At 55.6% G+C, this 26,541-nt stretch carries 18 protein-coding genes and 1 pseudogene; 8 read left to right on the top strand and 11 right to left on the bottom strand.

The window, feature by feature from the left end:
- Positions 1 to 458 precede the first annotated feature (458 nt).
- From PCAR_RS12605 to ptsP, 6 genes are all read left to right on the top strand, one after another.
- Positions 459 to 917: an ATP-dependent zinc protease family protein gene (locus PCAR_RS12605; RefSeq protein ID WP_011342068.1), complete on the top strand. Its 459-nt coding sequence runs from the start codon at positions 459 to 461 to the stop codon at positions 915 to 917.
- Complete coding sequence (gene rimK, locus PCAR_RS12610) at positions 914 to 1,819, top strand: 30S ribosomal protein S6--L-glutamate ligase (protein ID WP_011342069.1); 906 nt, start codon at positions 914 to 916, stop codon at positions 1,817 to 1,819. Before PCAR_RS12605 ends, rimK begins: the two co-directional genes overlap by 4 nt.
- 41 nt (positions 1,820 to 1,860) lie before the next feature.
- Entirely contained in the window at positions 1,861 to 2,025 is a 165-nt protein-coding gene (locus PCAR_RS18810) for a hypothetical protein (protein WP_158447427.1), read from the top strand.
- Positions 2,026 to 2,063: 38 nt separating this feature from the next.
- On the top strand, positions 2,064 to 2,393 hold the full coding sequence (locus PCAR_RS12615) for a transcriptional regulator (protein ID WP_011342070.1): 330 nt from the start codon (positions 2,064 to 2,066) through the stop codon (positions 2,391 to 2,393).
- 163 nt (positions 2,394 to 2,556) lie between these two features.
- Positions 2,557 to 4,800, top strand: coding sequence for a [Fe-Fe] hydrogenase large subunit C-terminal domain-containing protein (locus tag PCAR_RS12620; protein ID WP_011342071.1), 2,244 nt, complete (start codon positions 2,557 to 2,559; stop codon positions 4,798 to 4,800).
- Positions 4,801 to 4,833: 33 nt separating this feature from the next.
- Positions 4,834 to 7,182, top strand: coding sequence for a phosphoenolpyruvate--protein phosphotransferase (ptsP, locus tag PCAR_RS12625; protein ID WP_011342072.1), 2,349 nt, complete (start codon positions 4,834 to 4,836; stop codon positions 7,180 to 7,182).
- Between the two features lie 9 nt (positions 7,183 to 7,191).
- On the opposite strand, the gene PCAR_RS17985 is transcribed toward ptsP, so the two are convergent.
- From PCAR_RS17985 to PCAR_RS19285, 3 genes and pseudogenes are all read right to left on the bottom strand, one after another.
- Positions 7,192 to 9,816, bottom strand: a complete 2,625-nt coding sequence (locus tag PCAR_RS17985) for a bifunctional diguanylate cyclase/phosphodiesterase (RefSeq protein ID WP_011342073.1) — start codon at positions 9,814 to 9,816, stop codon at positions 7,192 to 7,194.
- A gap of 256 nt (positions 9,817 to 10,072) precedes the next feature.
- Positions 10,073 to 12,730, bottom strand: coding sequence for a valine--tRNA ligase (locus PCAR_RS12635; protein ID WP_011342074.1), 2,658 nt, complete (start codon positions 12,728 to 12,730; stop codon positions 10,073 to 10,075).
- A 1,500-nt stretch (positions 12,731 to 14,230) separates the two neighbouring features.
- Positions 14,231 to 14,566: pseudogene (locus PCAR_RS19285) on the bottom strand (response regulator); the annotation flags it as partial.
- A gap of 836 nt (positions 14,567 to 15,402) precedes the next feature.
- Here PCAR_RS19285 and PCAR_RS12650 point away from each other — a divergent pair.
- The gene (locus tag PCAR_RS12650) at positions 15,403 to 15,846 is read left to right on the top strand and encodes a MucR family transcriptional regulator (protein ID WP_011342078.1); all 444 of its coding nucleotides are present in this window, start codon (positions 15,403 to 15,405) and stop codon (positions 15,844 to 15,846) included.
- A 70-nt stretch (positions 15,847 to 15,916) separates the two neighbouring features.
- On the opposite strand, the gene PCAR_RS12655 is transcribed toward PCAR_RS12650, so the two are convergent.
- Positions 15,917 to 16,294 carry a DUF2914 domain-containing protein gene (locus PCAR_RS12655; protein WP_052643433.1) on the bottom strand — a complete coding sequence of 126 codons (378 nt, stop codon included), beginning with the start codon at positions 16,292 to 16,294 and terminating at the stop codon, positions 15,917 to 15,919.
- Positions 16,295 to 16,454: 160 nt separating this feature from the next.
- Here PCAR_RS12655 and PCAR_RS12660 point away from each other — a divergent pair, with 160 nt between their 5' ends.
- Positions 16,455 to 17,225 carry a PilZ domain-containing protein gene (locus PCAR_RS12660; protein WP_011342080.1) on the top strand — a complete coding sequence of 257 codons (771 nt, stop codon included), beginning with the start codon at positions 16,455 to 16,457 and terminating at the stop codon, positions 17,223 to 17,225.
- 9 nt (positions 17,226 to 17,234) lie between these two features.
- On the opposite strand, the gene PCAR_RS12665 is transcribed toward PCAR_RS12660, so the two are convergent.
- The 7 genes from PCAR_RS12665 to recN all read right to left on the bottom strand — a co-directional run bounded on the left by PCAR_RS12665 (position 17,235) and on the right by recN (position 26,496).
- Entirely contained in the window at positions 17,235 to 18,413 is a 1,179-nt protein-coding gene (locus PCAR_RS12665) for a phosphopentomutase (RefSeq protein WP_011342081.1), read from the bottom strand.
- A complete protein-coding gene (gene deoC, locus PCAR_RS12670) occupies positions 18,410 to 19,075 on the bottom strand; it encodes a deoxyribose-phosphate aldolase (protein WP_011342082.1) in 666 nt (221 codons plus the stop codon). Before deoC ends, PCAR_RS12665 begins: the two co-directional genes overlap by 4 nt.
- A gap of 132 nt (positions 19,076 to 19,207) precedes the next feature.
- On the bottom strand, positions 19,208 to 20,389 hold the full coding sequence (argJ, locus tag PCAR_RS12675) for a bifunctional glutamate N-acetyltransferase/amino-acid acetyltransferase ArgJ (RefSeq protein WP_011342083.1): 1,182 nt from the start codon (positions 20,387 to 20,389) through the stop codon (positions 19,208 to 19,210).
- A 51-nt stretch (positions 20,390 to 20,440) separates the two neighbouring features.
- Positions 20,441 to 23,131, bottom strand: a complete 2,691-nt coding sequence (secA, locus tag PCAR_RS12680; protein ID WP_011342084.1) for a preprotein translocase subunit SecA — start codon at positions 23,129 to 23,131, stop codon at positions 20,441 to 20,443.
- A gap of 194 nt (positions 23,132 to 23,325) precedes the next feature.
- Complete coding sequence (locus PCAR_RS12685; protein WP_011342085.1) at positions 23,326 to 24,195, bottom strand: M23 family metallopeptidase; 870 nt, start codon at positions 24,193 to 24,195, stop codon at positions 23,326 to 23,328.
- Positions 24,196 to 24,359: 164 nt separating this feature from the next.
- Positions 24,360 to 24,809 carry an N-acetyltransferase gene (locus PCAR_RS12690; protein ID WP_011342086.1) on the bottom strand — a complete coding sequence of 150 codons (450 nt, stop codon included), beginning with the start codon at positions 24,807 to 24,809 and terminating at the stop codon, positions 24,360 to 24,362.
- A 4-nt stretch (positions 24,810 to 24,813) separates the two neighbouring features.
- Entirely contained in the window at positions 24,814 to 26,496 is a 1,683-nt protein-coding gene (gene recN, locus PCAR_RS12695) for a DNA repair protein RecN (protein WP_011342087.1), read from the bottom strand.
- Positions 26,497 to 26,541: the final 45 nt, after the last annotated feature.

Raw genomic sequence — 26,541 nt, forward strand, 5'->3', positions numbered from 1 at the left:
TTGATGTTAAAATTGAAGATTCCAAGCTAGCAACTTCAAGACCGCGGGGTTGCGCCCCCGCCCGGCGCCTTACTCTTTTGATACGCGTCTAAAGAGTAAGCAGAAAAACGCGCCCCGACTCCTGGCCCGCCTGCGGCGGGTACCCTACGCTGCACAACCGTCGGGCGGACGGAAGGGTTCGCTGCGCTCAGTCTTCCGTCTGTTTCGCCCGTCGGCCGCTCCACTCCGGCGGCGTCACAGGGGAATACTAATGCAGAGATAAAGTCTTTAAAACAACCGAACAGCACCGGTTCAGGCAACATTAAGGTTAAAGTTTCGAGACTTCAGAAAACCCAAATCTTTTACAAAATATTGAAGCACCCAACAAATCTGTTGCAAATCTGATGTACTTGCTTCATATACAGGTATTTTTCTTTGACTCCGTCCCGACCTGCGGCCCAACCGCATGAGGCAACTTTATGAAAATGGAAATCGGCTGGCGCGAATGGCTGGCCCTACCCGAATTGGGCGTGCCCGCCATCAAAGCCAAGGTCGACACGGGAGCGCGCACCTCGGCGCTGCATGCGTGGTTTATCGAGCCTTTTGACAAGGACGGCGGGAAATATGTGCGTTTCGGCCTGCATCCCCTGCAACGCCGCACCGACATCTCGATGACATGCGAAGCTCCCGTCAAGGACCGGCGGCTTGTTTCCGACAGCGGCGGACATAGGGAAATGCGCTATATTATCGAAACCATGGTCTGCTTCGGAACGCAGCAATGGTCCATCGAAATCACCCTTACCAACCGCGAGAGTATGCTGTTTCGCATGCTGCTGGGCCGAACTGCGATGACCGGCCGGCTGATCGTCGATCCGGCTGCATCCTATCTGGGAGGCCGTGGTTTGGGCAAGATTTACGAGCAGGAGGACTGGCAATGAAAATCGGCATCTTATCGCGGAACCCCGAACTCTATTCCACCCGCAAGTTGTATGAAGCCGCCATCATCCGCGGGCACCAGGCCAGGATTATCGATCCGCTGCTTTGCTATATGACCATCGCCTCGCAACGCCCCACCATTCACTACAAGGGCGAGGAGTTGACCGGCTTCGACGCCATCATACCGCGCATCGGTGCCTCCATAACCTTTTATGGCACAGCCGTGGTGCGCCAATTCGAAATGATGAACATCTACAGCGTCAACGAATCGGTAGCCATCAGCCGCTCGCGGGACAAACTGCGCAGCCTGCAGTTGTTGTCCCGCAAAGGCATCGGCCTGCCGCACACCTGCTTCGCCCATTCGACCAGATATACCAAGGACTTGATCAACCAGGTCGGCGGGGCTCCGCTGGTCGTTAAGCTGCTGGAAGGCACGCAAGGGATCGGTGTCGTTCTGGCCGAAACGCAAAAAGCCGCCGAAAGCGTCATCGAAGCCTTCAAAGGCCTCAAAGAACAGATCCTGGTCCAGGAGTTTATCGAGGAATCCGGCGGCGCCGACATCCGCTGTCTGGTGGTGGGAGGCAAAGTCGTCGCCGCCATGAAACGTCAGGGCGCCGAAGGCGAGTTCCGCTCCAACATCCATCGCGGCGGCAAGGCCACAGTGGTCCGCCTGACCCCGGAAGAACGAGCCACCGCCGTACGCTCGGCCCATATCATGGGGCTGAACGTGGCGGGGGTCGACATCCTGCAATCCAACCGCGGTCCCATTGTCATGGAAGTCAACTCTTCGCCAGGTCTCGAAGGCATCGAAACCGCCACCGGCAAAGATGTCGCTGATGAAATTATCCGCTTCATCGAAAAACATACCAAACCCGGCAGGACCAAAACCCGTGGCAAGGGTTGAAACATTTTGCCTCGATCCTGCTCGGAAGAAAGGATTTCAGCATGATTAAAGGATACGTGATACTGCTTGCGATCTCCGCCGGCGGTGCCGCGGGATGGGGGCTGGGTATCAAAATCGGCTTCATGGCAGCCTATTTTCTTTCCGTGGCTGGCTCGGCCACCGGTTTGTATGTGGGCCGTCAGTTCGGACGAAACTATATGGATTGAATCTCCGTTATCTCCCCATGGCAAAGGAGAGACTCCGAGTGAAAGACAAAATCCCGCCGATACCTGCCGAGAGGGGTGCTACCCTGCGCCGGCAGATCATGGAACTGCTGACACGACAGCCTATGACGGCCAAAGAGATTTCCATGGCCATCGGCATCGGGGAAAAACAGGTATACCCGCACCTGGAACATCTGCAGCAGAGTTTGCGCCGACAAAACCGGTCCCTGCAGATCACGCCGCCATTTTGCAAAAAGTGCGGTTTCACTTTCGCCAAACGCACGCGTCTGAAAAAACCGGGTAAATGCCCAGTATGTCGAAGCCAGACGATCGAAGAACCGGTTTTTGCCCTGCCCGAAGTTGATTCCTAGGACACAACATATCGCCGGTTTTGCGGAGTGCGTCCCCACCCGAAAAGGCTGAGACAACTCTCACAAAGTGTTTGACTTGCCTGTGGCAACAATGGCACACTTTGGCCATCGTCAGCTATCCTTTACGTGACCTAAGTTCCCTCCGTTTCGATCGGAATCATCGATGGGCCATATCCAGACCGATACCCAGCGCTGCCGCAGATGCTATGCCTGCGTTCGCCATTGTCCCGTCAAAGCCATCCGCGTCACTCGGCAGGGCACCGATCTGAGTCCCGGTCGCTGCATCGGTTGCGGACGCTGTCTGCAAATCTGCACCCAGCAAGCCCGCCATGCTGTCAAAGATCTGGAACGTTGCCGCCGGCTGCTTAAACGCAGAGAGCCGATGGCGGCGCTTCTGGCGCCATCCTTTCCGGCCTACCTTGGCGACATGCGCCCGGGGCAGATGATCGCCGGATTGCGCCAGCTTGGTTTCGGCATGGTGATCGAGGGCGCCTGGGGGGTGGAACTGCTGGCCGGGAGATTAAAAATCGAACCGTCCACCCGCCCCCAAACACCGACCATCCTCAGCCACTGCCCGGCAGTCATCGCGCTGGTGGAGCGCCACTTTCCCCAATTGTTGCGCAACATGGCACCGCAGGTTTCGCCCCTGCCGGCAGCAGCCCGGGCCTTACGCGCTGCCCACGCAGGACCGCTGCGTGTTGTCACCATAAGTTCCTGTTTTGCGGCAAAACTGGAAGCCGTGGACGATCAATTTCAGGATACCGTCGATGCGGCCTTGACCTTCTCAGAGCTTTCCGAGCTATTCGAGGAATCGGGCATTACCCCGACTTTGTTAAGCGATGCCCCCTTCGATGGTACCGGCGCTGCTGACAAACGGCTGTTTCCAGTAACGGGAGGCGCCCTGGCCACACTGCTGCCGGATTTTTCCGGCGACACTGGAGTCGTCCTTTCCGCGGAAGGCCCCCACAACGCTTTGGACATATTACGCGATCTGGCTGCAGGTCGTATCAGACCGTCCGTGGTCGACTTGCGATTATGTCGAGGCGGCTGCACAGGCCCTTGCGATTCTGCCAGCCGGCTATCGCCCTTCGCCAGGAGCAACCTGGTGCAGGAATTTGCCCGTCAGCCCCAAAAGCATCTATCCGACGGCGCTTATCTGGGAACGGCTTCGGGCCTGTCTTTGGAACGAACCTTCAGTAATCGACAACCTCTTCAGGAACATCCCAGCGGTGAAAATATCCGCCGGGTTCTTCATTCCACGGATAAATTCGCCCAGCGTGACGAACTGAACTGCGGTGCGTGCGGTTACGACACCTGTCGGGAACACGCAACCGCCGTCTGCCGTAACCTGGCACTGGAAGATATGTGCCTGCCTTATTTCGTCAAACGCCTCGAGGCTGAAAAACTACGCCTTGAACGCGCGCTGCAACTGGCACGTCACGTGCCGGACGATACCCTGATCGGTTCGGATGCTCCCATGCGCCAGATCCTGGAACTGGCGCAGGAGTTGGCCCCCGGTGATAAACCCATCCTGCTGCGCGGCGAGGCAGGCACGGGCAAGGAAACCCTGGCGCGCATCATCCACCGTCGCAGCCATCGAAGCGAACAGCCACTGGCGACCGTTAATTGTACCGCGCTTGGCAACCGCCAACTGAAGGAAGAATTGTTCGGAGGCCGGCCGGATGCAAAAAAGCCCCAAGGCCTGCTGGAACTCGCCGCCGGTAGCAGCTTGCTACTGGATGAAATCGGCGATGCGAGTTTGGAGGTGCAACAAGCGCTGCTCGATTGGTTGAACCGGGAAAAAGCCCCTTGGGCCGATGTGCGTCTGATCGTCACCAGCCACCGGGACCTGGAACAGGGCATCAGGGAGGGTTGGTTCAACAGCGAACTGTTTTTTCGTCTCAGCCTCTGCACTCTGACCTTACCGCCATTGCGCAACCGTCTGGATGCCCTACCCGAATTGGCACGGCAACAGTTGCAACGTGCGAGTCGACGCTACAACAAAAAAATGGTGTCCATCGACCCGTTGGCCCAGGAAACCTTAAACCGTTACCACTGGCCGGGCAACCTCCGGGAACTGGCATCGGTGATCGAACGGGCCGTCGCATTGAGTGAAGAAGACGTTTTGCACCAGGAACATCTGAATCTGTCCTTGACGCCTGCGGCAACGGAGCCACCCTCGTCAAGCACCGAGACAACCAGTGGATTTCGGGCCCGTCGTGGCCATCAAATGGAAATGATCGAGCGGGACCTGCTGGAACGTTATCTGCGAGAAGCATGCGGCAATGTATCCGCCGCGGCGCGTCGCGCTAACTTGCCGCGACGCAGCTTTTACCGCTTAATGGAACGTTACGGCATCAAACGCCGGCAATTTGTAAACCGTAGGCGCTCCGAACCAAAGCCCTGACCGCCTCCCAATGGCCCAGAAAGGCCTCACGCCATGACGCCGAAAACCAAAAACCACATAGGACTACGCACCCTTGAAGATATCAGTACCCTGATTCTCAAGTCCCATGACCTGCACGAAACCCTGCAAAATATCGTATCGGTCGTTGCCCGCCGCACTTTGTCGGACGTCTGTTCCATCTACCTGCTGGATGACGATCGCCAAACCTTGCGCCTGCTCGCTACCAAGGGTTTGTCCCGGCGCGCCGTCGGTCGCGTCACCATGAAGGTCAGCGAAGGCTTGACCGGCCTGGTGGTGGAAAAGCGCCAGGTCGTCGCCCTGCAGGAACCGCAGAATCATCCACGTTATCGCTATTTCAAGGAAACCGGCGAAGAGAGGTATCACAGTTTTCTGGGGATTCCGCTGTTCGACCGCAACATCCCGATCGGAGTGCTCGTCATTCAAAGTCGCGCACCGCGACGGTTCAGCGACGAAGACATCAGCGGATTGTCGACCATCGCCTTTCAGGTGGCCTCCATCGTGGTGAACGCCCGCCTGCTTGACTCCATCCAGCATAAGGAGGCCCAGGCGAACCGCTACGTCGAAGCCTTACGGCAGGCCGCCGGTGCACCGCGTCCTTCGCAGCCGGAGGAGACCGCCGAAACCACCAGGGAAAGCGCACTACGAGGGGTGGTGGCCTATCCCGGCCTGGCATCCGGCCCCGCCCATGTGATGTCTGCAGAACACGGACTGACCGACATTCTTGACGAGGAGGTGCTCGCACCGGAACAGGAAAAAGCGCTGCTTGAAGAGGCCCTCGAAAAAACCTGCATCCAGACCATCTACCTGGAAAAACGCATGGCCGAAAGACTGTCCCAGGCCGATGCCAGCATTTTTCACACCCACCTGATGATTCTCGAGGACCGGGCCATGCAGCAACGTCTCCAGGAGGAGATCGAAGAGGGACACGGTGCGCGCTACGCAATTGAAAAGGTCATCGGTAATTACGTGGAAGCCTTCGAGCGGATGGAGGATCCCTACCTGCGAGAGCGCGCAGCCGATATGCGCGATATCGGCCGCCGCCTACTGGCCAACCTGGCCGGGCAATCTCCGCACACGCTGCACTTAAAACACCCGGGCATTCTCATCGCCCGGGAAATCCTGCCTTCGGACATGGCCGCCCTCGATCATGAACAGATTCGCGGTATTGTCACGGAGGCCGGGGAGCGCAATTCCCACGCTGTCATCATGGCAAAGTCGCTGGGGATCCCGGCGCTGGTCGGCGTGCGCGGCATCCTGAAAAAAGTGGCCCCCGAGGAACATGTGATTCTCGATGCCAACTCGGGCCTGCTGCACATCAGCCCCGGTTCCCAGGTTGCGGATGAATATCACAGACTTGAGGAAGATGCCGGCCGGCAACTGCATCAGATCGAAAAATTCCGCGACCTACCCGCCCAGACCCGGGACGGGGTCAAGGTGGTGCTTCGCGCCAATGTCGGCCTTGTCAGCGACATCGACATCGCCCGCCGCAACGGTGCCGAGGGCGTTGGACTTTATCGTACCGAATTCCCCTATATGATCCGCCCCGACTTTCCCAGCCGAGACGAACAATACCAGCTCTATTCAAGGGTGGTAAAGGAATTCAACGGTCTGCCGGTGACCATCCGCACCCTCGATATCGGCGGCGACAAGGCGTTGCCCTATTTCAAGCCTCCTCACGAAGACAATCCGTTTATGGGCTGGCGCTCCGTCAGAGTGTCCCTGGACAACCGGGATATTTTCCGCACCCAGATCGAAGCCATACTCATGGCCGCCTGCCATGGTCCGGTCAAGATGCTGTTTCCGATGATTTCGGGGATTGAAGAAATCCGGGCCTGCAAAGCCGTTGTGGAGGAAGCCCGCCAGAATCTGAGCAGCCAGGGAATAGCTTTTCAGGCCGATGTACCGCTGGGCATGATGGTGGAAGTTCCGGCGGCCGTTCAATTGGCGGAGCGACTGGCCCGGGAAGTCGACTTTTTCGCCCTGGGAACCAACGATCTGATCCAGTACCTGCTGGCAGCCGATCGGAATAACGCCCTGGTCAATCGTTATTACGATCCTCTGCATCCGGCAGTGTTGCAGGTTCTGCATAATATCGCGAGCATTGCCAAACGGCAGAACAAGGGCCTGTGCCTGTGCGGTGAAATGGCCAACGACCCTCTTAATCTGCTGGCGCTGATCGGCATGGGGATCAGGGAATTTTCCATGGCGGCGCCTTTTATCCCCCGCATGAAAATGATGCTCAGCCGCATATCGAGCCTCGAAGCCGAGGATGTCGCAAAGCAGGTGCTGGAGATGACAGAAAGCAGTGAAATTCGCGCCAGCTTGACAAAACTGCTTAAAACCACCGACAGCTCTTTCTGACTGGCGGCGTTATTTACGAAAGGCCCTCAGCACCGCCGGGCTATCGCCCGTGACGCGTTGCAGAAATTCCGCCATCTTGGGGCCTTCCATGGGCAAGGCCAGATAATAGCCCTGCCCGCAGGGGCAACCGAGTGTGCGCAGGGTATCGAGTTGTTCGCGGGTTTCGATCCCCTCGGCAACCACCTCCTGTCCCAGCGAATCCCCCATGGCGATAATGGCTGCGGCGATCGCTTCGTCATGGGGATCGTTCACCACGTTTTTCACAAAAGCGCGATCCATCTTTAACTTGGTGAAGGGAAACTTTCTCAGGTAACTTAAGGAAGAATAGCCCTGCCCGAAATCGTCCACAGCCAGGCTGATCCCGGACTGCCGCAAGACCTTGAACATATTAAGTGCATGCTCGGCGCTCTGAATTACGAAACTTTCGGTAATCTCCAACTCGAGCCACTCGGCAGCCAGACCATACTGCTTAAGGACCCGGAAAACCATTTCGATAAATCCTGATTGCCGGAACTGGCGTGCGGATATATTGACCGCCACGCGTATCGATGGCAGGCCCTGTTCTCTCCAGGCTATGACCTGCCTGCAAGCCTCCTGCAATACCCACTCACCGATAGGTACAATCAGCCCCGTATCCTCGGCCAGGGGGATAAATTCACCGGGTCCCACGATCCCCCGCTTCGGATGCTGCCAGCGCAACAGGGTTTCAAGGCATTCCACCTTGCCAGTGTGCAAATTGAATTCCGGTTGATAGAACAGCATGAACTGTTCCAGGTTGAGCGCCTGGCGCAGGTCCGTCTCCAGATAGAGCCGTTCCTCCACCTCGACATTAATCGAAGGGATAAAAAACCGGTAGGTATTACGGCCCTGCTCTTTCGCAAAATACATGGCACTGTCCGCCGCCTTCAGAATGGTCTGCGCATTTTCGCCATGCTTGGGGTACAAGCTTATGCCGATGCTACCGGTGAGATAGAATTGCTGTTCGCCGATCCGCAGTGGCTGGGCAATGGCTTCCAACAGTTTTTCGGCCACATGTTTAACGCCGGTGCTATCCGCCACATGCTCCAGCAAAACCAGAAACTCATCCCCGCCGAACCGCGCCACCACATCCGTGTCACGCAGCATTTCCTGAATTCGCCGGGCCACCTCCATGAGAATTTCGTCACCCGTCTCATGCCCCAGGGACTCGTTGAGATTCTTGAACCGATCCAGATCGAAAATCAACACCGCAACCATGGTATCGCGCTGGTTGGCCCGCCCGATATAGGTTTGCAAAAGCTCTATGGCCTTGAGTCGATTGGGCAAACCGGTTAATACGTCATGATAAGCGAGGTAATTCAGTCGCGCCTTTTGTTTTCGCAGCATGGTATCGGCTGCCTTGCGTTCGGTGATATCCCGCACCAGAACGAAAAACAATACCTGGTCTTGGATTTCCAGATGCGTAACGCTGACATCGCCCACAAAGGTGCGCCCACGATTACCTGTAAACGTGGCCTCCATGGGGACGGGGGCCGCCGTACTCAGTCGCTGGGTGCGTGACAGAAGGTTGCCGATGGCGGCATCGGTAATATCCGACCAGCTCAGGGATAAAAGTTTTTGACGGTCAAAACCAAGAACTGCACAGGACTGGTGATTGACATCGACAAACCGGCCCTGCTCTTCACATAGGAAAAAGGCATCGGCCGAGAATTGAAACAAATGCTGAAAGAGATGTTCGCTATCGCGCTGTCTCTGCCGGGACCCTGCCAGTCTGTCCCAGATAACCAGGATACAGACTCCAGCCATAAGACTGACCACGAGCAACCAGATATGAAAGTAAATAATGGATTGCAGCCCCTGCGCATAGATATCCCTGGAAAGATTGGTGCCAATCACGGCCGCGGGTACGCCGAATATATCCCGGAACAATACCCGTGCTCGTATGCGTGTTGCATCGACAACCCGCAATAGGATCTCAGGGGCGGCGGTGCTTTGCTCCGACCAGGAAGGCCACGATGGACCGGAATGAAGCCGGCCGAACTCCAGAGACTGTTCTGCCTTGGCACCGAGCCTGTCCAATTCCCTGCTATCCAGTAAACGCCCCATGAGCAACGCTCCCCGCGATGGCCCCTGGCCTTCGCCGGTCAGTATCGGCTGCCAGGACAGCATCAGAAGTCCCTGAGGCAAACGCAGCAAACCCGTTACTCCCCGTCGTTGATGTTCGACAAGGGTTGCGAAACTCTCCGTGGTAAAATGATCTTGCAGCCCCACATACATGGGGACAGCCCCATGCCTGATTAAGTCATAAGCCTTGCCGGCAACCGGCAGCCCTTGTTCATCCAGAAAAAGAATGACATTGACGTTCAGCGTTGAAAAAGTGCTGTCCACCACATTGCTTGTTATAAATGATGGATCGCGGGTCTGCATAAACGCATAAGCATCATCCCAGTTGGCCCAATCCTTGGTCATGCGTTCAAGAAATGCCAGGTTTTCCTGATAAACGCCAACCACACGATGCAGGGTTTCATAGGCACGATCATTTTCCAAACGCGTAAAGCTTTTGAGAAAGACACCACGATTAAGCATCAGCAGGGTGCCATTCAAAAAAAGAATCACCAGCCCCATACCTAAAAATCGTTTCCAAGACCACTTCACGGTTGCTATCTCCTCGATACAGGGCATCTTGCCTAAGGCTCTCGCGACCAAGCCATGTAAAGATTAATGTTTTTCATTTGTCCTTAGCTAAAGATTATGAGACACGGCTAAATTGTCAAGGCTTTTGCACTCCCGAAAAAATCGACATCAACGGGAAAAGCCCGTCAACCTGATGGCTGACGGGCTTTTCCCTGATAAATCCGTTGAAAATCACAACGGCCGATATTTGGAAATGATGTAGCTCTAAAACGTACTGCTATTGCAACGCTGCGAGTTTCTCCAGACCCTGCTTCAAAATGGACAGTTTCTCCTCGGCATCGGCCAATTTCTGGCGATCTTTCTCGAGGACTGCGGCCGGAGCTTTGGCCAGGAACGATTCGTTGGAGAGTTTTTTACTGAACATGAGTACGTCCTTCTCCACCTTGGCGATCTCTTTGTTGAGACGCTTCTGCTCCTCGTCCAGATCGATCAAACCGGCAAGGGGCAACAGAATCTCGATATCCCCGGCAACCTGCGTGGCTGCCTGGGCGGGACGCTCGACGGCCACCCCGAAAGCAAGGTCGTCGATCCGTGCCAGACTTTTAATATAGCCTTCGCCGGCGGCCATCACCTCGGCAGCCTTGCTTGTTTTGCAATCGAGCACGGCGGCAATACGCTTGCCGGGCGGAACGTTCATCTCGCCGCGAATATTGCGCACCCCCTTGATGACGTCCATGATCCGTTCCATGTGGGACGCTCCCTGTCGATCTTCGGGCAACTCCGATACAGTGGAAAAGGCGGCCGACATAATCGATACGGCCGGACGTTCGCCGGGCAGAGCCTGCCAGATTTCTTCCGTGACAAACGGCATAAGAGGATGCAGCAGGCGCAGCAGCTGTTCGAGCACGGTGTACAATACGGCCTGCGAGGTCGCCTTGCGAGCCGCATCTTCGCCGTACAAATCGTCCTTGCTCAGTTCGATATACCAGTCGCAGAACTCATGCCAGGTAAAGGCATACAAAACGCTGGCGGCTTCATTGAACTTGTATTCTTCCAGTGCCTTCCCGGTTTCGGCGGCGACATCGATCAAGCGTGTCAATATCCAGCGCTCGGCAAGGGTCAACTGGCAGTCGTCCAGATCGATTCCGGAAGGATCGAAATCCTCCAGATTCATGAGAGCGAAACGGCTGGCATTCCAGAGTTTATTGACAAAGTTGCGATACCCCGCAATGCGATCGACGGACAGTTTTACGTCTCTGCCCTGTGCGGCAAAAGCCGCGAGAGTAAAACGGAACGCATCGGTACCGTATTCGTCGATGACGGTCAGGGGATCGATGACGTTGCCCTTGCTCTTACTCATCTTCTGCCCCTGGGCATCCCGCACCAAGGCATGAATATAGACATCCTTGAAAGGCACCTGCCCCATGAACTTGAGGCCCATCATCATCATCCTGGCCACCCAGAAAAACAGAATATCGAAGCCGGTGACCAGGCAGGAGGTCGGATAGAATTTCTCCAGGGCCACAGTCTTATCCGGCCACCCCATGGTGGAGAACGGCCATAAAGCGGAACTGAACCAGGTATCGAGGACATCGGTTTCCTGCCGCAGTTCTGTCGCGCCGCAATGGCTGCAGGCGGTGGGATCCTCACGGGAAACGGTCACTTCGTTGCATGCTGCGCAGAACCATGCGGGGATACGGTGTCCCCACCAGATCTGACGGCTGATACACCAGTCGCGGATATTGAACATCCACTCGAAATAGGTTTTTTCCCATTGCTGGGGAATGATCCGGGTCTGCCCGGTCTGTACCGCTTCAATGGCTTTTTCCGCCAAAGGCTGCACATTGACATACCATTGCAGACTCATATAAGGCTCGATAACGGTTTTACAGCGGTAACATTCGCCGACGGCATTGAGATGCTCTTCGGTCTGTTCAAGCAAACCGGCGGCATCCAGATCGGCAAGGACCCGGGTGCGTGCTTCAAACCGTTCGAGTCCCTGGTAGCGACCGCCGTTGCCGTTGACGACACCGGACTCGTCGAAGATGTTGATAAATTCAAGATCGTGCCGTTTACCGATTTCAAAATCGTTGAAATCGTGGGCCGGCGTAATCTTGACCGCGCCGCTGCCGAATTCCTTATCGACATATTCGTCAGCGATGATGGGAATCTGGCGATCCATCAACGGCAGCATGATGAACTTCCCGATCAGGTCGGCATACCGTTCGTCTTCCGGATGCACGGCAACGGCGGTATCGCCGAGCATGGTCTCCGGACGCGTGGTGGCAACCACCAGGTGGCGATCGGTGCCCACCACGGGGTAACGCAGGTGCCAGAGGTTACCCTTCTGATCCTGATGCTCCACTTCGAGATCGGAGAGGGCCGTATGGCAGCGCGGACACCAGTTGATCAACCGGTTGTCGCGATAGATCAGCCCCTCTTCGTAGAGGGTGACAAACACTTCCCGCACGGCTCGGGACAGTCCCTCATCCATCGTAAACCGTTCGCGCTCCCAATCACAGGAAGCCCCCAACCGCTTGAGCTGATTGATGATCTGCCCGCCGGACTCGGTGCGCCATTGCCATACCCGGTCGACGAACCCTTCCCGGCCTAAGTCATGCCGGCTGCTGCCTTCCGCCGCCAATTGTTTTTCCACCACATTCTGTGTGGCGATGCCGGCATGATCCGTTCCGGGTTGCCACAACACTTCGTGACCATCCATACGCTTCCAGCGCGCCAGAATATCCTGCAGGGTATTGTTAAGAGCATGCCCCATATGCAGCACGCCGGTAACATTGGGAGGAGGGATTACAATGGAAAAAGGGTTCTTGGGAGAATTCTCATCCGCATGAAACAAGCCATTTTCAGTCCAGAATTCATACCATTTGGCCTCGACATCGTGAGGCTCATATCCTTTGGGAAGTTTCGGTTCCATGGGCAGTTCATCCTTTGGGCAAAACATGCATGACTGGGACATCTATGCATGCCGATAAAAAACAAACGGGGATTTTAGCAATCCCCGTTCGGTACGTCAACTATTCACCCTGCCTGTGCAGGTTTACAGCGGGCCTTTGATCCCCTTGCCGAAACCTGTGCCTGGTAATTTCATCGAACTCCGCCAAACCCAGGCCAGGTCCAAAATGCGTGGGCCATTATCACCCCGGCAAGACAGCAACCGCTAACGGCATCAAACTTTTTCGGTTATACGCCGTATTTCGTCGCGGATCATAGCTTCGGCCATATCCGGTACAACCTCCCAGGCGATACGCTCAAGTATGGTGTCGGCCAAACGCTCGACCACGCCGGTGGCGACCTTCTCGACAATGCGGGTCAGATCCTCTTCGGAAATCCCCTGAACGCGCTGTTCAAGCTGTGCCGGGGAGACTTCGGCAACTTCCTCGACAGAGGGTGCAACCTCGGATGGCTCAGGCAAAACAGGCTCATCTGCCTCGACCGGCTCAACCGCAGGTTTTGCCAAACGCGCAACCAAACCGGAGTTTTGAAAAAATCCCAAGCCATCACGTTTAGGCAGCTCGGCTACCGGTTCGGCTACCGGTTCGGCTACCGGTTCGGCTACCGGTTCGGCTACCGGTTCGGCTACCGGTTCGGCTACCGGTTCGGCTACCGGTTCGGCTACCGGTTCGGCTACCGGTTCGGCTACCGGTTCGACTACCGGTTCGACTACCGGTTCGGCTACCGGTTCAGCGACCGGTTCAGCGACCGGTTCAGCGACCGGTTCAGCGACCGGTTCAGCGACCGGTTCAGCGACCGGTTCGGCGACCGGTTCGGCTACCGGTTCGGCGACCGGTTCAGCGACCGGTTCAGCGACCGGCTCGGCTACCGGCTCAGCGACCGGTTCGGCTACCGGCTCAGCGGGTTCGGGTTGATCCATAAAGGCCGACGGTTGAAGATCGGCATCGGAAGCAAGAAGATCATCGGTCGATTCGAAAGACAGATCAGCAACCTGTTCACCGGAAAGTTCCTCGGCCGTAAGATCTTCATCCAGGATATCGTCTTCGTCAAGAAAAAGAAGCTCATCCTCCTCCGAAGCATCGAGCCAGAGATCTTCATCCGCACTATCCTCTGTACTCGGAAGTTCGGACGACGGCTCCAGAAGGTTATCCGCATCACCGCTGCCAAAGTCCATATCGCCAACTTCGGCAACATCAAAAGCACTGTCGTCCCGAACATCGCCCTCATCGAAGGAAAATGCTTCAACCGGATCGGTTGCCCCGATATCGGGGACAGACAGATCCTCGAATTCCGCCGGCGCCTCATCGGCAGTAGAGGCGTCCAGTTCCTGCCACATATCGGCGGCAGCGGAAACCGGCTCAGGAAAGGCATCCTCGATATCGAGGGCCTCCTCCGGCTGAGCAACAGCCTGCTCCGCAACAGGCTCCGGGACCCGGGCAAGAAGTTCCTCTACCTTGTCGACCAGTGCCTGGGACTCGAAGGGCTTGATAATCCAGTCATCAACACCGACCTTCTCCGCCCGTGCTTCGTCGAAAGGCTCGAAAGTGCCGGACAACAACAACACCGGGATGTCACGCAAGGCGGGATCCTGTTTAACCGCGGCACAGAGTTCGTAACCGTCTTTACCGGGCATGATGGCATCGGCCATAATCAGGTCAGGCCGCTCGGCCCGAACAGCGGCCAGCGCTGAATCGCCATCACCCACAACGGCCAGGCTGCAATCTTCATTGGCAAAGATGATTCCAACCACTTTCTGGATGGTGATACTATCGTCGGCCAGCAACAGCTTCTTGCCCATTCAAGCCTCCCTGTAACAAACAGAATACTCAACGCCCATCAGAATGCGGAGTATCGATTTAAGATTTGCACTGCGATACCGGAGCAGATAAGAAAAATCACAACCTGTCCACGCGTCTTACGCCACATTTCACGATGTATAAAAGGCGTTTGACAGCCATCAAATAAAACGCTTAAAAAGCTAGCATAGCACCTATATAGTGTCAAGCTTTTTGGCTGGATATTTCAATAGCTTATACCATTTACGCGGCCTCCCCGCATCATCAAAACGTTACCCTCAAAGTTTAATTAAGCACCGTATCCTGCCATAGCCAAGTACTATATTTTCACAAGACATCACATACACCCGACAAGTAACATCTATTATGCGATCGAGAACATAGAAAAGCGGATAGAGGGATAAGCCGAGGCGGCTGAACTTCATACAGTCACGCTCCGCATTGCTCCTTATGTTGACACACACTCGCCCGGCACGTGCAACCCCTTATTTCGCCCCCCTCTTTATTTCTTGAACAGTCTTGAAAACCAATGATCCGCCTGTCTTCAGAGGGGTATTTTTAGCGCCCGCACTGTTCGAACAAGCTTTCAAACCTTTCGTTTTATCGCCATCTGAATAGAATTTTTTTGTCTTGCGAGTCGCGAGCTAGATTGACCTCTTAAATCAAGCCGGAGTTCTTAAAAAATCCACCGCAAATAGCATTCGTCCTTTTTATACTAGTCGCAAAGCCCCTATTAACTACTAAAAATATCTTTTTTCTTGATTTTAATGGGATATATTGTATTACTTACTGTACTTGTACAAAAGAAGCACAATTTATCCTTAAGGAGGACGCCTCTATGGCAAATTTACTTGAAATGGCCGCGGAAATCGTTGCTTCTCACGCATCGACCACACCGATGTCCAAAGAGGAACTTATTGCAGAACTCAACGATTTACATCAAGCATTGAGCGCAATCGAAAGCGGAACAGCGCTGGAAGGTGGTGCCGAACAAGAAGAAACATCCCAGGCACCGGTTGTTTCCCGTAAAAAGGCGTTTGGAAAAGACAAAGTGGTTTGCATGATTTGTGGCAAGCCGATGAAAACGCTGGCTCGCCACCTGAAAACCGCCCACGGCATGACCGCCTCCGAATATCGGAAGCAGTTTGACATCCCCCGTACCCAGCCTCTGGCCGCACGCGCTTACTCCGAAAGCCGTCGTCAAATGGCCATCGATCGGGGCCTGGGAGAGAATCTGGCCAAAGCCCGTGCTCAAAAAGCCAAAAGCAAAGCTAAAAAATAATCCGAGAAACAAGCGATTACCCGGGAAGAAGCACTCCGCTTCTTCCCGCGCTTGAGCGCTCCCGTTCGACTTAAAGCAGATGAAATTTTTGCGAACCGAGTATCTGCCCCCGGCCGTCCATCACATCCACCCGCCAAACACCTTGCGATGCCTTAAAAAAGGTCTTTTTTGACCAGGTTCTCCAGTTCGACGACCTCACAGGCAACCCGATCTTTGCCACCTCGCGCCCCTCGTGATACCAGACGTGCCATACCGTTTCATCCACCCGGGCTCCGGTGATGCGCGAAAAACAAAAAAGATTCTTTACCGTGGCGGCATAGGACTCTACCGCGTCAACCGGCATACGATCGCGGATTCCGGTTGTCACAACAACATCCGCGGCCTCCATACCTAAAGGCTCCGCACATAATGTCTGGCAGAAAATCACCAGCAACAACATTCCCAGCATAGAGCATTTCACCATTTGTCCCCTTTTCAAATTCTACGATTCCATCACATTATTTAATTTTCCCTTGACCCGAACCCATCGTTGACATATACCCGTAGTCGACTTGTAACAAACTACAATGGTGTTTTATGACGCCGGGTAACTTGAATGGATTTTGTTTATGAAACGCCTGCTCCTTGGAGAACATAGAGAAAACCTTCTTACCGACCTGGATCTTATCCTTAAACACTGGGGATATCGGGTACTGGCTGCCTACCGCCAGGACCGCCTCAACAAGTTATGCCGGGACACAAACCCCGACCTGCTTATCGTTAATGCCAATTGGCTCTCCGTTGGAGCGGATCCGGAAATACTGCAAACCGTCACCCAATGCCTGGAAAACGGCGCCTCCCTGATTGCCCTGAAATGCCCCGATCAACCATGCCCCATCGACCTGCCCCACGAACTGCTGGATGTGCCGATTGATGTATTCCAGCTATTCTCCGCCATCCAGAACCATCTCGAAAAACATCCCAGACAAAACATGCGCCTGGCATTAAATCTGCCGGGAATGGTGTGCCGTCACCATAAGTGCCACTTGAGCGAGATCCTCAGTCTCAGTACCCGAGGACTCTTCATGAAAACCGGGTTCCGCATGGACCAAGGTGAAAAGTTTCGGATCGTCTTGCCCTTGCTGGGCATGAAACAGGAGCTTGAACTGACAGGGCGTGTATTGTATTGCGTCCATCCGGACCCGAAAAACAATTATCAACAGGGACTAGGTGTCGAGTTCATCGACCTGCAGCCAGATAACTATCGGCTGCTTGAACGCTATATCGAAAACTGCTTCATGGAAGAGTTATCGGTCCAGAAGGTTCGCTGTGATTGGCAGACGAACACGCAGGCCGGCGCCGTACCAAACATGACTTTGCACCTCCCCGCCTTGACCTGAAATAAATCCTCAGAGTAACCGATCCATAAAACTTTGGCCCGTACGGATTTCAAGGTCAAACAGGTCGGCGATAGTCGCCGCCGCATCGGAAAAACTTTCACGGACTCCAAGATCCTGCCCGCAAACAAGCGCCGGACTCCAGACCAGAAGCGGCACACTCTCCCTGGTATGATCCGTCCCTGGCGTGGTCGGATCGCAGCCATGATCTGCAGTGATAATCAACAGGTCGCTATCACGAAAATCCGCCAAAAAACCTCCCAACCAGGCGTCAAACTCCTCCAAGGCCCGGCCGAATCCAAGCGCATCGAGACGATGACCGTAGAGCATATCGAAATCCACAAGATTGGTGAACACCAGCCCTCGCTCGATTTGTGCCAGGGCTTCACGGGTCTTGCGCATGCCATCGGCGTTATCGGTACTTTTCAACGCACGGCTGATCCCTTGGCCGGCAAAGATATCACTGATTTTCCCCACGCCCAAAACCGTCATGCCGGCGTTTTGCATATCGTTCAGCAAGGTATCGCCCTGAGGCGGCATGGCGAAATCCCGGCGCCCCGAGGTTCTCTCAAAATTCTCGGCGCTGGTTCCGACAAAAGGTCGAGCAATGACCCTCCCCACACGATAGCGATCAAGCACTTTCCGCATGCCTTCGCATAAAGCATAGAGAGCTTCACACGACATAACCTCCTCATGTGCGGCAATTTGAAAAACCGAATCAACACTGGTATAGACGATAGGTCGCCCGGTCTGCAAATGTTCCATGCCGAGTTGTTTGAGAATCTCGGTGCCGCTGGCTGCGATATTACCCAGGGGACGCACACCGGCCAGCCCGGCAAAGGCGTCGATAATCTCATCGGGAAACCCTTTGGGGTAAGATGCAAAAGGTTCACCTTGAACCAATCCGGCCAACTCCCAGTGCCCCGTAGTCGTGTCTTTCCCCTTGGATCGCTCCAGCATGCGTCCATACAGAGCGCTGGGCTCCGCCACGGCGTCAACACCGGCAATGGGCACAATCCTGCCCAGACCGAGTTTCTCCAGGGTCGGTAGTTTCAAGCCTCCGCAACGTTCGGCCACGTGAGGCAAGGTACTGGCCCCCTGGTCTCCATATGCAGAGGCATCCGGCTGGCCGCCGACGCCGACACCATCCAGGACGATCAGAACAACGCGCTGCCATTTTCGTAAGGTCATAATTCCGGCGCCTCCTGCCATTGCTGTATAATCTGCACGCCATTACTGGTTCCGACGCGATGCGCACCTGCCTTGAGCATTATCCGACAGGTCTCCCAATCCCTGACCCCGCCGGCAGCCTTGACTTTTATGCGCCCCCCGGCCGCCTGGTGCAGAAGCCGGATATCGGCCTCGGCAGCACCCGACACGGCAAATCCCGTGGAGGTTTTCACATAGTCTGCTCCCGCTTCAGCCAGCAACTCCACCAGTTCGACCTTCCTTGCGTTCTCGAGGTAACAGCATTCGATAATAACCTTTACAAGGCGACCGGCAGCGGCATCCAACACACCAATCACATCCTCCCGAACCATATCCAGACGGCCCTCGAGCGCCGCTCCCAAGGGGATGACCATGTCGATCTCGTCAACCCCTTCGGCAACCGCCTGTGCGGTGGCGGCACGTTTGACTGCAGCGGTGTCGTATCCCAAAGGAAAACCGACAACGGTTCCAACGGCGACCTGACTATCGGCCAGACATGCTACCGCCTCGGACACAAAGCGTGGCGGAATACAGACCGAAGCGAACTGCCAGTGAGCCGCCTCGAGACACAATTGCCTGATCTGCGCGGAAGTCGCATCGGCTTTCAACAGAGTATGATCGATATATGGGGCAGGAGATTTCACAACGAAACCTTTCGCCTGAAGGTGGGTGATCCAGTCGTACAAATTCCCAGCATAAAAGCAGAACCACCCCGGAGTGAATAGAAGCGCCCGAGGTGGCCCAGTCAATCAATCACAGCATAAAACCATCCGATCTCAGGTGCGATAATCGGCGTTTATCTTGACATATTCATAAGTAAGATCAGAGGTATAGTATTCGCCTCGCCCATCGCCAAGACCGAGATCAATGGTGACGGAAAATTCGGCCTGTTTAAGTACGTCCGTCGCCTGCGCCTCAAGCTCGGGTCCCGTGCCGAGTCCCTTTTGAACCACCGGAACTCCATCGAAAAAGATGGCGATGCGACTGGGATCCACCTGCGCTTCCGAATACCCGACCGCGGCGATAATCCGACCCCAGTTGGCATCTTCGCCAAAAAATGCTGTTTTCACCAGATTGGAGGTTGCAACGTTGTAGGCCACCTTACGGGCATCGCCGTCATCGGCAGCTCCGTTGACGCACACGTGCACCAACTTGGTGGCCCCCTCGCCATCGCGAACAATCATTTTGGCCAGGTCGAGCAAGACCCCCCGCAACAACTCCGCAAATTCCTGTCCCTCAGCGGAGTCGGCAACGATCTCAGGGGTTTTGGATTCACCATTGGCCAGAACCAGCACCATGTCGTTGGTCGAGGTATCGCGATCCACCGTAATGATATTGAAAGAGCCCTCCACCGCCTGGCGCAGCGCCTGCTGAAGAAAATGCTGATCAACGCAGGCGTCGGTCATAACGAAAGACAGCATGGTGGCCATGTTGGGATGAATCATTCCGGCGCCTTTGGCGACCCCCAGGATCGTATAGGGAGCGCTGTCGCCAGCCTGTCGGCTGGCAACCTTGGCAAAGGAATCGGTGGTCATCATCGCGTTGGCGACGTCGTCCACGGCGGTTTCCGACAACCCCTCGGACATGCCGGGGATAGTTTTTTCAAGCAACGGCATGGGCAGAGGGTGCCCAATAACGCCGGTAGACGAAACCGCCACCAATTGCTCATCGATGCCCAGGCTTTTGGCGGCAAGTTGCCCACAGCGCAGAGCATCCTGCATACCGACCTCGCCGGTGCAGGCGTTGGCGTTACCGCTATTGACCAGTACCGCCTGGCATTCCCCCGCAGCAATACGCGGCGCCGTCACCAGGACCGGCGCAGCCTGCACCTTGTTGGTGGTGAACACTCCGGCACAGCGTGCCGGCACCGTGGAAAAGATCAGACCGAGATCAGGCTTCCCGGATTTACGAATTCCGGCTGACCGGGCCACAAAAGAAAACCCATTGACTTTTACCATCATGCACTCCGTCGTCGTCTCAGAGAAACCGAACGATTGGATCAGCGTCCGTTACTGGCCGCAACATTTTTTATATTTCAAACCACTGCCGCAGGGGCAAGGATCATTGCGCCCCACTTTTTTCTCATCCCGCACAACCGGTTTGGCAGCCTCGGCCTCGCCCCCGGCGCGATTAAGGGAAATCCGGTGCCGGCGTTGACGCTGCTCCATACGCTCGACATCCTGTTCCTTGGCCAACTGAATGCGAAACAGCTTTTGCACCACTTCCTGGCGGATGCGACCCATCATCTGCAGAAACAGTTCATAAGCCTCCCGCTTGTACTCTTCCTTGGGATTGCGCTGGGCATAACCCCGCAGGCCGATCCCTTCCTTGAGATGATCGATGGAGAGCAGATGGTCTTTCCACTGGGCATCGATCGTCTGCAGCAAAAGTACTTTCATCAGATGAAGCATAACCGGCGGCGTGAACTCTGCTTCCCGCTCCTGCAGTCGCGCATCGACCTGCTGTTTGAGATGTTCCAGCATAACGGTCGGCGTAAGGTCGCTGGCCGGTACCTCCAGAGGCGCCGGCGGCATGTTGAACTGGCTGAAAAAGTCTTCGTTGAGGCTGGCCCAGCCCCAATCTTCCGGAGCACTTTTCTCCGGACAGAAGGTGGCAACGATATCCTCAACCATCTCATCAATAATAGCGGCGAACGTCTCCGGCAGTTGCTCGCCCCCCAGCACTTCCCGGCGTTGCGCATATATCACGTTACGCTGGGTGTTCATAACATCGTCGTACTCGATAAGGTGCTTACGAATATCGAAGTTGTGGGCCTCTACTTTCTTTTGCGCATTTGCAATGGCCTTAGAAATAAAACGATGCTCGATGGGCTCACCTTCAGGAATCTTCAGGCGGTCCATGATATAGGCAACCCGGTGAGAACCGAAGATACGCAGCAGATCGTCTTCGAGGCTGAGATAGAAACGGCTGGCACCGGGATCGCCCTGACGTCCGGCACGCCCGCGCAGCTGATTATCGATGCGACGACTCTCATGGCGTTCCGTACCGAGGATATAAAGACCGCCCGCGGCAAGAACGTCCTGTTTTTCCTGCGCACACACTTCCTGATACTTGACCAGAGCCTGGGCAAGGGCCGCCTCGGGATTTTCGGCACCGGCACTTTCACGCTGGGCCAGCAGATCGGGATTACCGCCCAAAATAATGTCCGTACCGCGGCCGGCCATATTGGTGGCGATCGTCACAGCGCCTTTGCGTCCTGCCTGCGCGACAATTTCCGCTTCTCTCTCATGATGCTTGGCGTTAAGCACATTATGCGGAACACCACGCTTGCGCAGCATGGACGACAGAACTTCGGAGTTTTCAATAGAGATCGTCCCGACCAGGATCGGCTGCCCCCCGGCGTGTCTCTCAATAATATCCTCGACCACCGCAAGAAACTTCTCTCGATTGGTTTTGTAGATGACATCGCCCTCATCCTTCCGAGCCAATGGCCGGTTGGTAGGAATCACCATCACATCCAGACTGTAAATCTGGTTGAATTCCGTCGCCTCGGTATCCGCGGTACCGGTCATCCCCGCGAGTTTGTCGTACATGCGGAAGTAATTCTGAAAGGTGATGGTCGCCAGAGTCTGGTTTTCGCTTTCGATCTTGACGCCTTCCTTGGCTTCCACCGCCTGGTGCAATCCGTCGCTCCAACGACGCCCGGGCATAAGGCGGCCGGTGAATTCATCGACTATCATCACCTCGCCGTCTTTGACAACGTAATCGACATCCCGCTTGAACAACGCGTGAGCCTTGAGCGCCTGGTTGACATGATGCAGCAACTCTATATTTCCAGGATCATAAAGGTTTTCCACCCCCAGCAATCGCTCCACCTTGGCCACACCGTCTTCGGTCAAAGACGCGGTTTTGGCTTTTTCGTCGATGGTAAAATCGCCGGTATACTCACGCACGGTCTGGCCCACCCGGCCGTCCCGGCTTTCGATGGTCTCCCCCTTCTCAAGCATGGGGATGATCCGATTTACCGAATAATACAATTCGCTGGAGGACTCGCTGGGGCCCGAAATAATCAACGGAGTCCGCGCTTCATCGATAAGAATAGAATCGACCTCATCGACAATCGCGTAACTCAGAGGCCTCTGGACGTAGTCGTCCAAAGAAAATTTCATATTGTCGCGAAGATAATCGAAGCCAAATTCATTGTTGGTGCCGTAGGTAATATCGCAGGCATAGGCTTCTTTGCGCTGACGGTCATCCAGGCCGTGAACGATGCAACCGACAGTCAAGCCAAGGTAGCGATGAATCCGTCCCATCCACTCGGCATCACGACTGGCCAGATAATCGTTGACGGTAATGACATGCACGCCTTTGGCCGGCAAAGCATTGAGATAAGCAGCCAATGTGGCGACCAGGGTCTTACCCTCGCCGGTTTTCATTTCGGCAATTTTGCCCTTATGCAAGACCATGCCGCCGATCAACTGCACGTCGAAATGACGCATGCCCAATACCCGCTTGCCCGCTTCGCGCACCACGGCGAAAGCTTCGGGCAGCAGGGAATCCAGAGAGGCTCCCTCAGCAAGGCGTTGACGAAACTCCACGGTCTTTCCGGCCAGTTGCTCTTCGGAAAGCGTTTCCAACTCCGATTCCAAGCTCCCGATATGCGCTACCAAAGGCTGAAGGCGTTTCAAATCACGCTCGTTTTTACTGCCGAATATTTTTGTCAGTATGTTTTCAAACATAAAGAAGACTCCGTTTTTACGGCCATCAGGTGGCCGGGGAGGATGAGGGGAGACGGGCTGCCATTACGTGTCACCCGGACGGGGCGAAGTGTACCATAAAGACAGCGATTCTCTCAACGGGAATGGGCGGTATCTGAATAGGGTTGTTCGCAAAAAAGCCCCGGGGTTGCCGAGGCCGGAGAACGATAGGATGATCAGAAAAATTTTCGGGGATTAACGGGGACGCCGTTCAAACGCACCTCATAATGCAAGTGAGGTCCGGTGGAACGTCCGGTGTTGCCGATGTGGGCAATGACATCACCCCGCCGCACACGCTGGCCGACCTTGACCAGCACTTTCGAGTTGTGTCCGTAAAGCGTCTGATAGCCGTAACCGTGATCGACAACGACCATCTTGCCGTAATCCGACGCGGTGCGCACGCGTTTGACGACTCCGTCGGCCGGCGCCAACACCGGGGTGCCGGTACGGGCCGCGATATCCAGTCCGTGGTGCATCTTGCTGCCATTGCCAAAGGGCGACTTTCGCAACCCGAAGCCGGAGGTGATCCACCCCTTGGCAGGCTTGATACTGGGCCGGGCCGCAAACAGCGAACGCTGATCATTAAGCGCTCCCTGCAACTCTTCGAGACTTTCCCTGCGCAGATCGATGGACTGCCGGATTTCGTCGATCTGACGTTGCACCCCGGAAAGCTCTATGGCGGGATCGGTTTCGATGGGGCCCCCGACCCCAACGGGCACATTGTCGACCGGCTTGGCCAACTTGGTCATCAACCGGACCTTGGTATCGTTGTTGGCCAGCACCACCATTTCTTTTTGCAGGATCTGCAGTTGACCGGCCATCCGCCGCAAATTTTGCTGGTAATCGCGTCTTTCGGTACGCAGACGCTGCAACTCGGCACGATCGAAATGGATCTGACAGGCATAATAGGCCAAACCGGCAACTGCAAGTATCGCCACAACCATACCGGCCACCAGCAATTGTGCCCAGTTGCGCTTTACCTGGAAGCGGCGGGTACGGCGATGGCCTTCGGGAATGATGATGATGGAATACTTCTCGGCGGGCAAGAAAACCTCCAGAAACAACAGTAAATAAAATACAATCCTTGGTAAATAAAGCAAAGTGGCGCATCTGTCAAGAATTAAAGCCGGCTCTTTGCGCACCGGTACCGTCCCGCAAGAGAGCGCCAGACAAACCGCGCCGAAAATAACAGGTCAAACCGGACGGGCCATCAGAGCCGAAGGCTCATGGCAATTTCATCGCAATCGGGAAACTTGGGGCACTTGAGACAATCGCTCCAGATCTTTTGCGGGAGCTCCGACTTCTCGATATAGTCGAAACCCATTTTTTCGAAAAAACCCGGTTGGTAGGTCAGGGCGAAGACCTGCTTTATACCCAAGGCCCGCGCCTCCTCCAGACAGGCCTGAACCAGCTGGCGCCCCACGCCTCGGCGTTCATGAGCCTGCGAAACGGCCAGCGAGCGGATCTCCGCCAGGTCTTCCCAGCAGATATGCAAAGCCACGGCACCAACCACCTCGCCATCCTGCTCCTGAATGTAAAAATCACGCAGGCATTCGTACATATCGACCAGAGAGCGAGACAGCATAAGCCCTTTCTGGGCATAGCTGAGCAACAACTTATGAATGACCTTGACGTCAGGAATACGTGCTTTACGGATCATGAATTCACCCCTCTGTTTGTTGCTGCGTCATGGACTGATCGATGATTTCGCGAGCGTGCTCCAGGGTCCGCTCCGTGACCTGGGCTCCGCCCAGCATGCGCGCCATTTCCTCGACCCGCTGCTCTCCGACCAACGATATCAGTTCCGTATAGGTACGTCCGTCCTTTTCCTGCTTTTGCACCCTGTAGTGATGATCGGCAAAGGAAGCCACCTGGGGTAGATGGGTTACACAAAGAACCTGCGCCTGGCTTGCGATATCGCGAAGCTTCGCACCGATAGCGCTTGCAGCGACCCCTCCGACGCCGGCATCGACTTCGTCGAAGATAAGCGTAGAGATCTCATCTCCGCCGGGGGCCGCCCGTCTCAGGGCCAGCATTATTCGGGACAACTCCCCCCCCGAGGCGATCCAGGCCAGAGGTTTGGGCGCTTCGCCAGCATTCGGTGCAAGATAGAATTCGCCCCGCTCCAGCCCCTGGGGACCGGGCTCGTCAAGGGCAAAAAGCCGCATTTCGAAAGTGGCCCGCTGCATGGCAAGATCTGCCAACTGTTCTTCCACCGCACGGGCCAATTGTTCGGCGGCCTCTTGACGTCGAACTGAAATAGCCTCCGCCTTCCCGCGGAGAGCCTGTTCACTTTCGGACAAAGCCTGCTGCAGGGCTTCGCGCCTGGCGTCGGCATGAAGCAGATCCTCGATCTGGTCATCGATCGTTTGCGCATGGGCAACAAGACCATCGGCCTCCATACCATATTTGCGTTTAAGACCGGCGATTATATCCAGACGCTTTTCGACTTCGGCCTGCCGGTTCGGATCAAACGCCACCCGTCCGGCATACTCGCGCAACTTGAAGGCGACATCTTCGATCACATACAAAGCGCTACGGATCTCTTCCGCCGGCTTACTTAAGAACGCATCGACATCACAAAGCTTCTCCAAGTCGCCTGCAACGGCATCGAGTTGCTCGCTGATCGCCCCCTCGGCAGCGTAAAAGGCTTCGTAGCCGCGCTCGGCAACCCGCACCAGACGCTCGGAATTCTGCATCAGACGTCGCTCGACAAGCAGCTCCTCCTCTTCCCCCTTCCGGAGGGCGGCCGCCGCCAGTTCGCGCCGCTGAAACTCCAGCTGTTCAAGGCGCTCGCGCCGCTGGTGTTCGGCTTCTTCAAGGGACTGCAGATGCAGGGTCTGTTCACGAACCTGTACGAACTCTTCGCCGTACGCCTGGACTTCTTCAGTCAAACCGGCAAAACGGTCCAACAGGGACAGATGGTGCTCGACGCGTTGCAGGCTCTGATGTTCGTGTTGTCCATAGATATTCATCAGGCGGGTGGTTATCGGTTGCAATTGGGACAGCTTGGCCAGCGAACCGTTGATGAAAATTTTATTGCGCCCTGTCGGATTGACAACCCGCTTTACCAACAGTTCGTCCTCGTCCCCGAACCCGGCCTCAGCCAGTTCGCGCCGCAACAGGGGCGTACCGGAAAGGTCGAAAACCGCCTCCACCACAGCCTCGTTCTCACCCGTACGTACCAGCTCCGGTTTGGCCCGCCCGCCCAGGATAAGGGCCACCGCATCGATAATGATCGATTTGCCGGCACCGGTTTCACCCGTGAGCACACTGAATCCGTCACAGAATGACACATGCAGTCGGTCAATAATCGCGAAATGCCTGATATGGAGATCCGTCAGCATTGTTCCCCCTTGATTGAGCAACCCTGCACACGCACCGAGGTACCG

The sequence above is a fragment of the Syntrophotalea carbinolica DSM 2380 genome (assembly GCF_000012885.1).
GTDB lineage: Bacteria > Desulfobacterota > Desulfuromonadia > Desulfuromonadales > Syntrophotaleaceae > Syntrophotalea > Syntrophotalea carbinolica.

Coding starts and splice junctions, on each gene's coding strand:
- PCAR_RS12605 (WP_011342068.1), top strand. CDS start 459: ATGAAAATGGAAATCGGCTGGCGCGAATGGCTGGCCCTACCCGAATTG.
- rimK (WP_011342069.1), top strand. CDS start 914: ATGAAAATCGGCATCTTATCGCGGAACCCCGAACTCTATTCCACCCGC.
- PCAR_RS18810 (WP_158447427.1), top strand. CDS start 1,861: ATGATTAAAGGATACGTGATACTGCTTGCGATCTCCGCCGGCGGTGCC.
- PCAR_RS12620 (WP_011342071.1), top strand. CDS start 2,557: ATGGGCCATATCCAGACCGATACCCAGCGCTGCCGCAGATGCTATGCC.
- ptsP (WP_011342072.1), top strand. CDS start 4,834: ATGACGCCGAAAACCAAAAACCACATAGGACTACGCACCCTTGAAGAT.
- PCAR_RS12635 (WP_011342074.1), bottom strand. CDS start 12,730: ATGGAACCGAAACTTCCCAAAGGATATGAGCCTCACGATGTCGAGGCC.
- PCAR_RS12650 (WP_011342078.1), top strand. CDS start 15,403: ATGGCAAATTTACTTGAAATGGCCGCGGAAATCGTTGCTTCTCACGCA.
- PCAR_RS12655 (WP_052643433.1), bottom strand. CDS start 16,294: ATGCTGGGAATGTTGTTGCTGGTGATTTTCTGCCAGACATTATGTGCG.
- PCAR_RS12660 (WP_011342080.1), top strand. CDS start 16,455: ATGAAACGCCTGCTCCTTGGAGAACATAGAGAAAACCTTCTTACCGAC.
- PCAR_RS12665 (WP_011342081.1), bottom strand. CDS start 18,413: ATGACCTTACGAAAATGGCAGCGCGTTGTTCTGATCGTCCTGGATGGT.
- argJ (WP_011342083.1), bottom strand. CDS start 20,389: ATGGTAAAAGTCAATGGGTTTTCTTTTGTGGCCCGGTCAGCCGGAATT.
- secA (WP_011342084.1), bottom strand. CDS start 23,131: ATGTTTGAAAACATACTGACAAAAATATTCGGCAGTAAAAACGAGCGT.
- PCAR_RS12690 (WP_011342086.1), bottom strand. CDS start 24,809: ATGATCCGTAAAGCACGTATTCCTGACGTCAAGGTCATTCATAAGTTG.
- recN (WP_011342087.1), bottom strand. CDS start 26,496: ATGCTGACGGATCTCCATATCAGGCATTTCGCGATTATTGACCGACTG.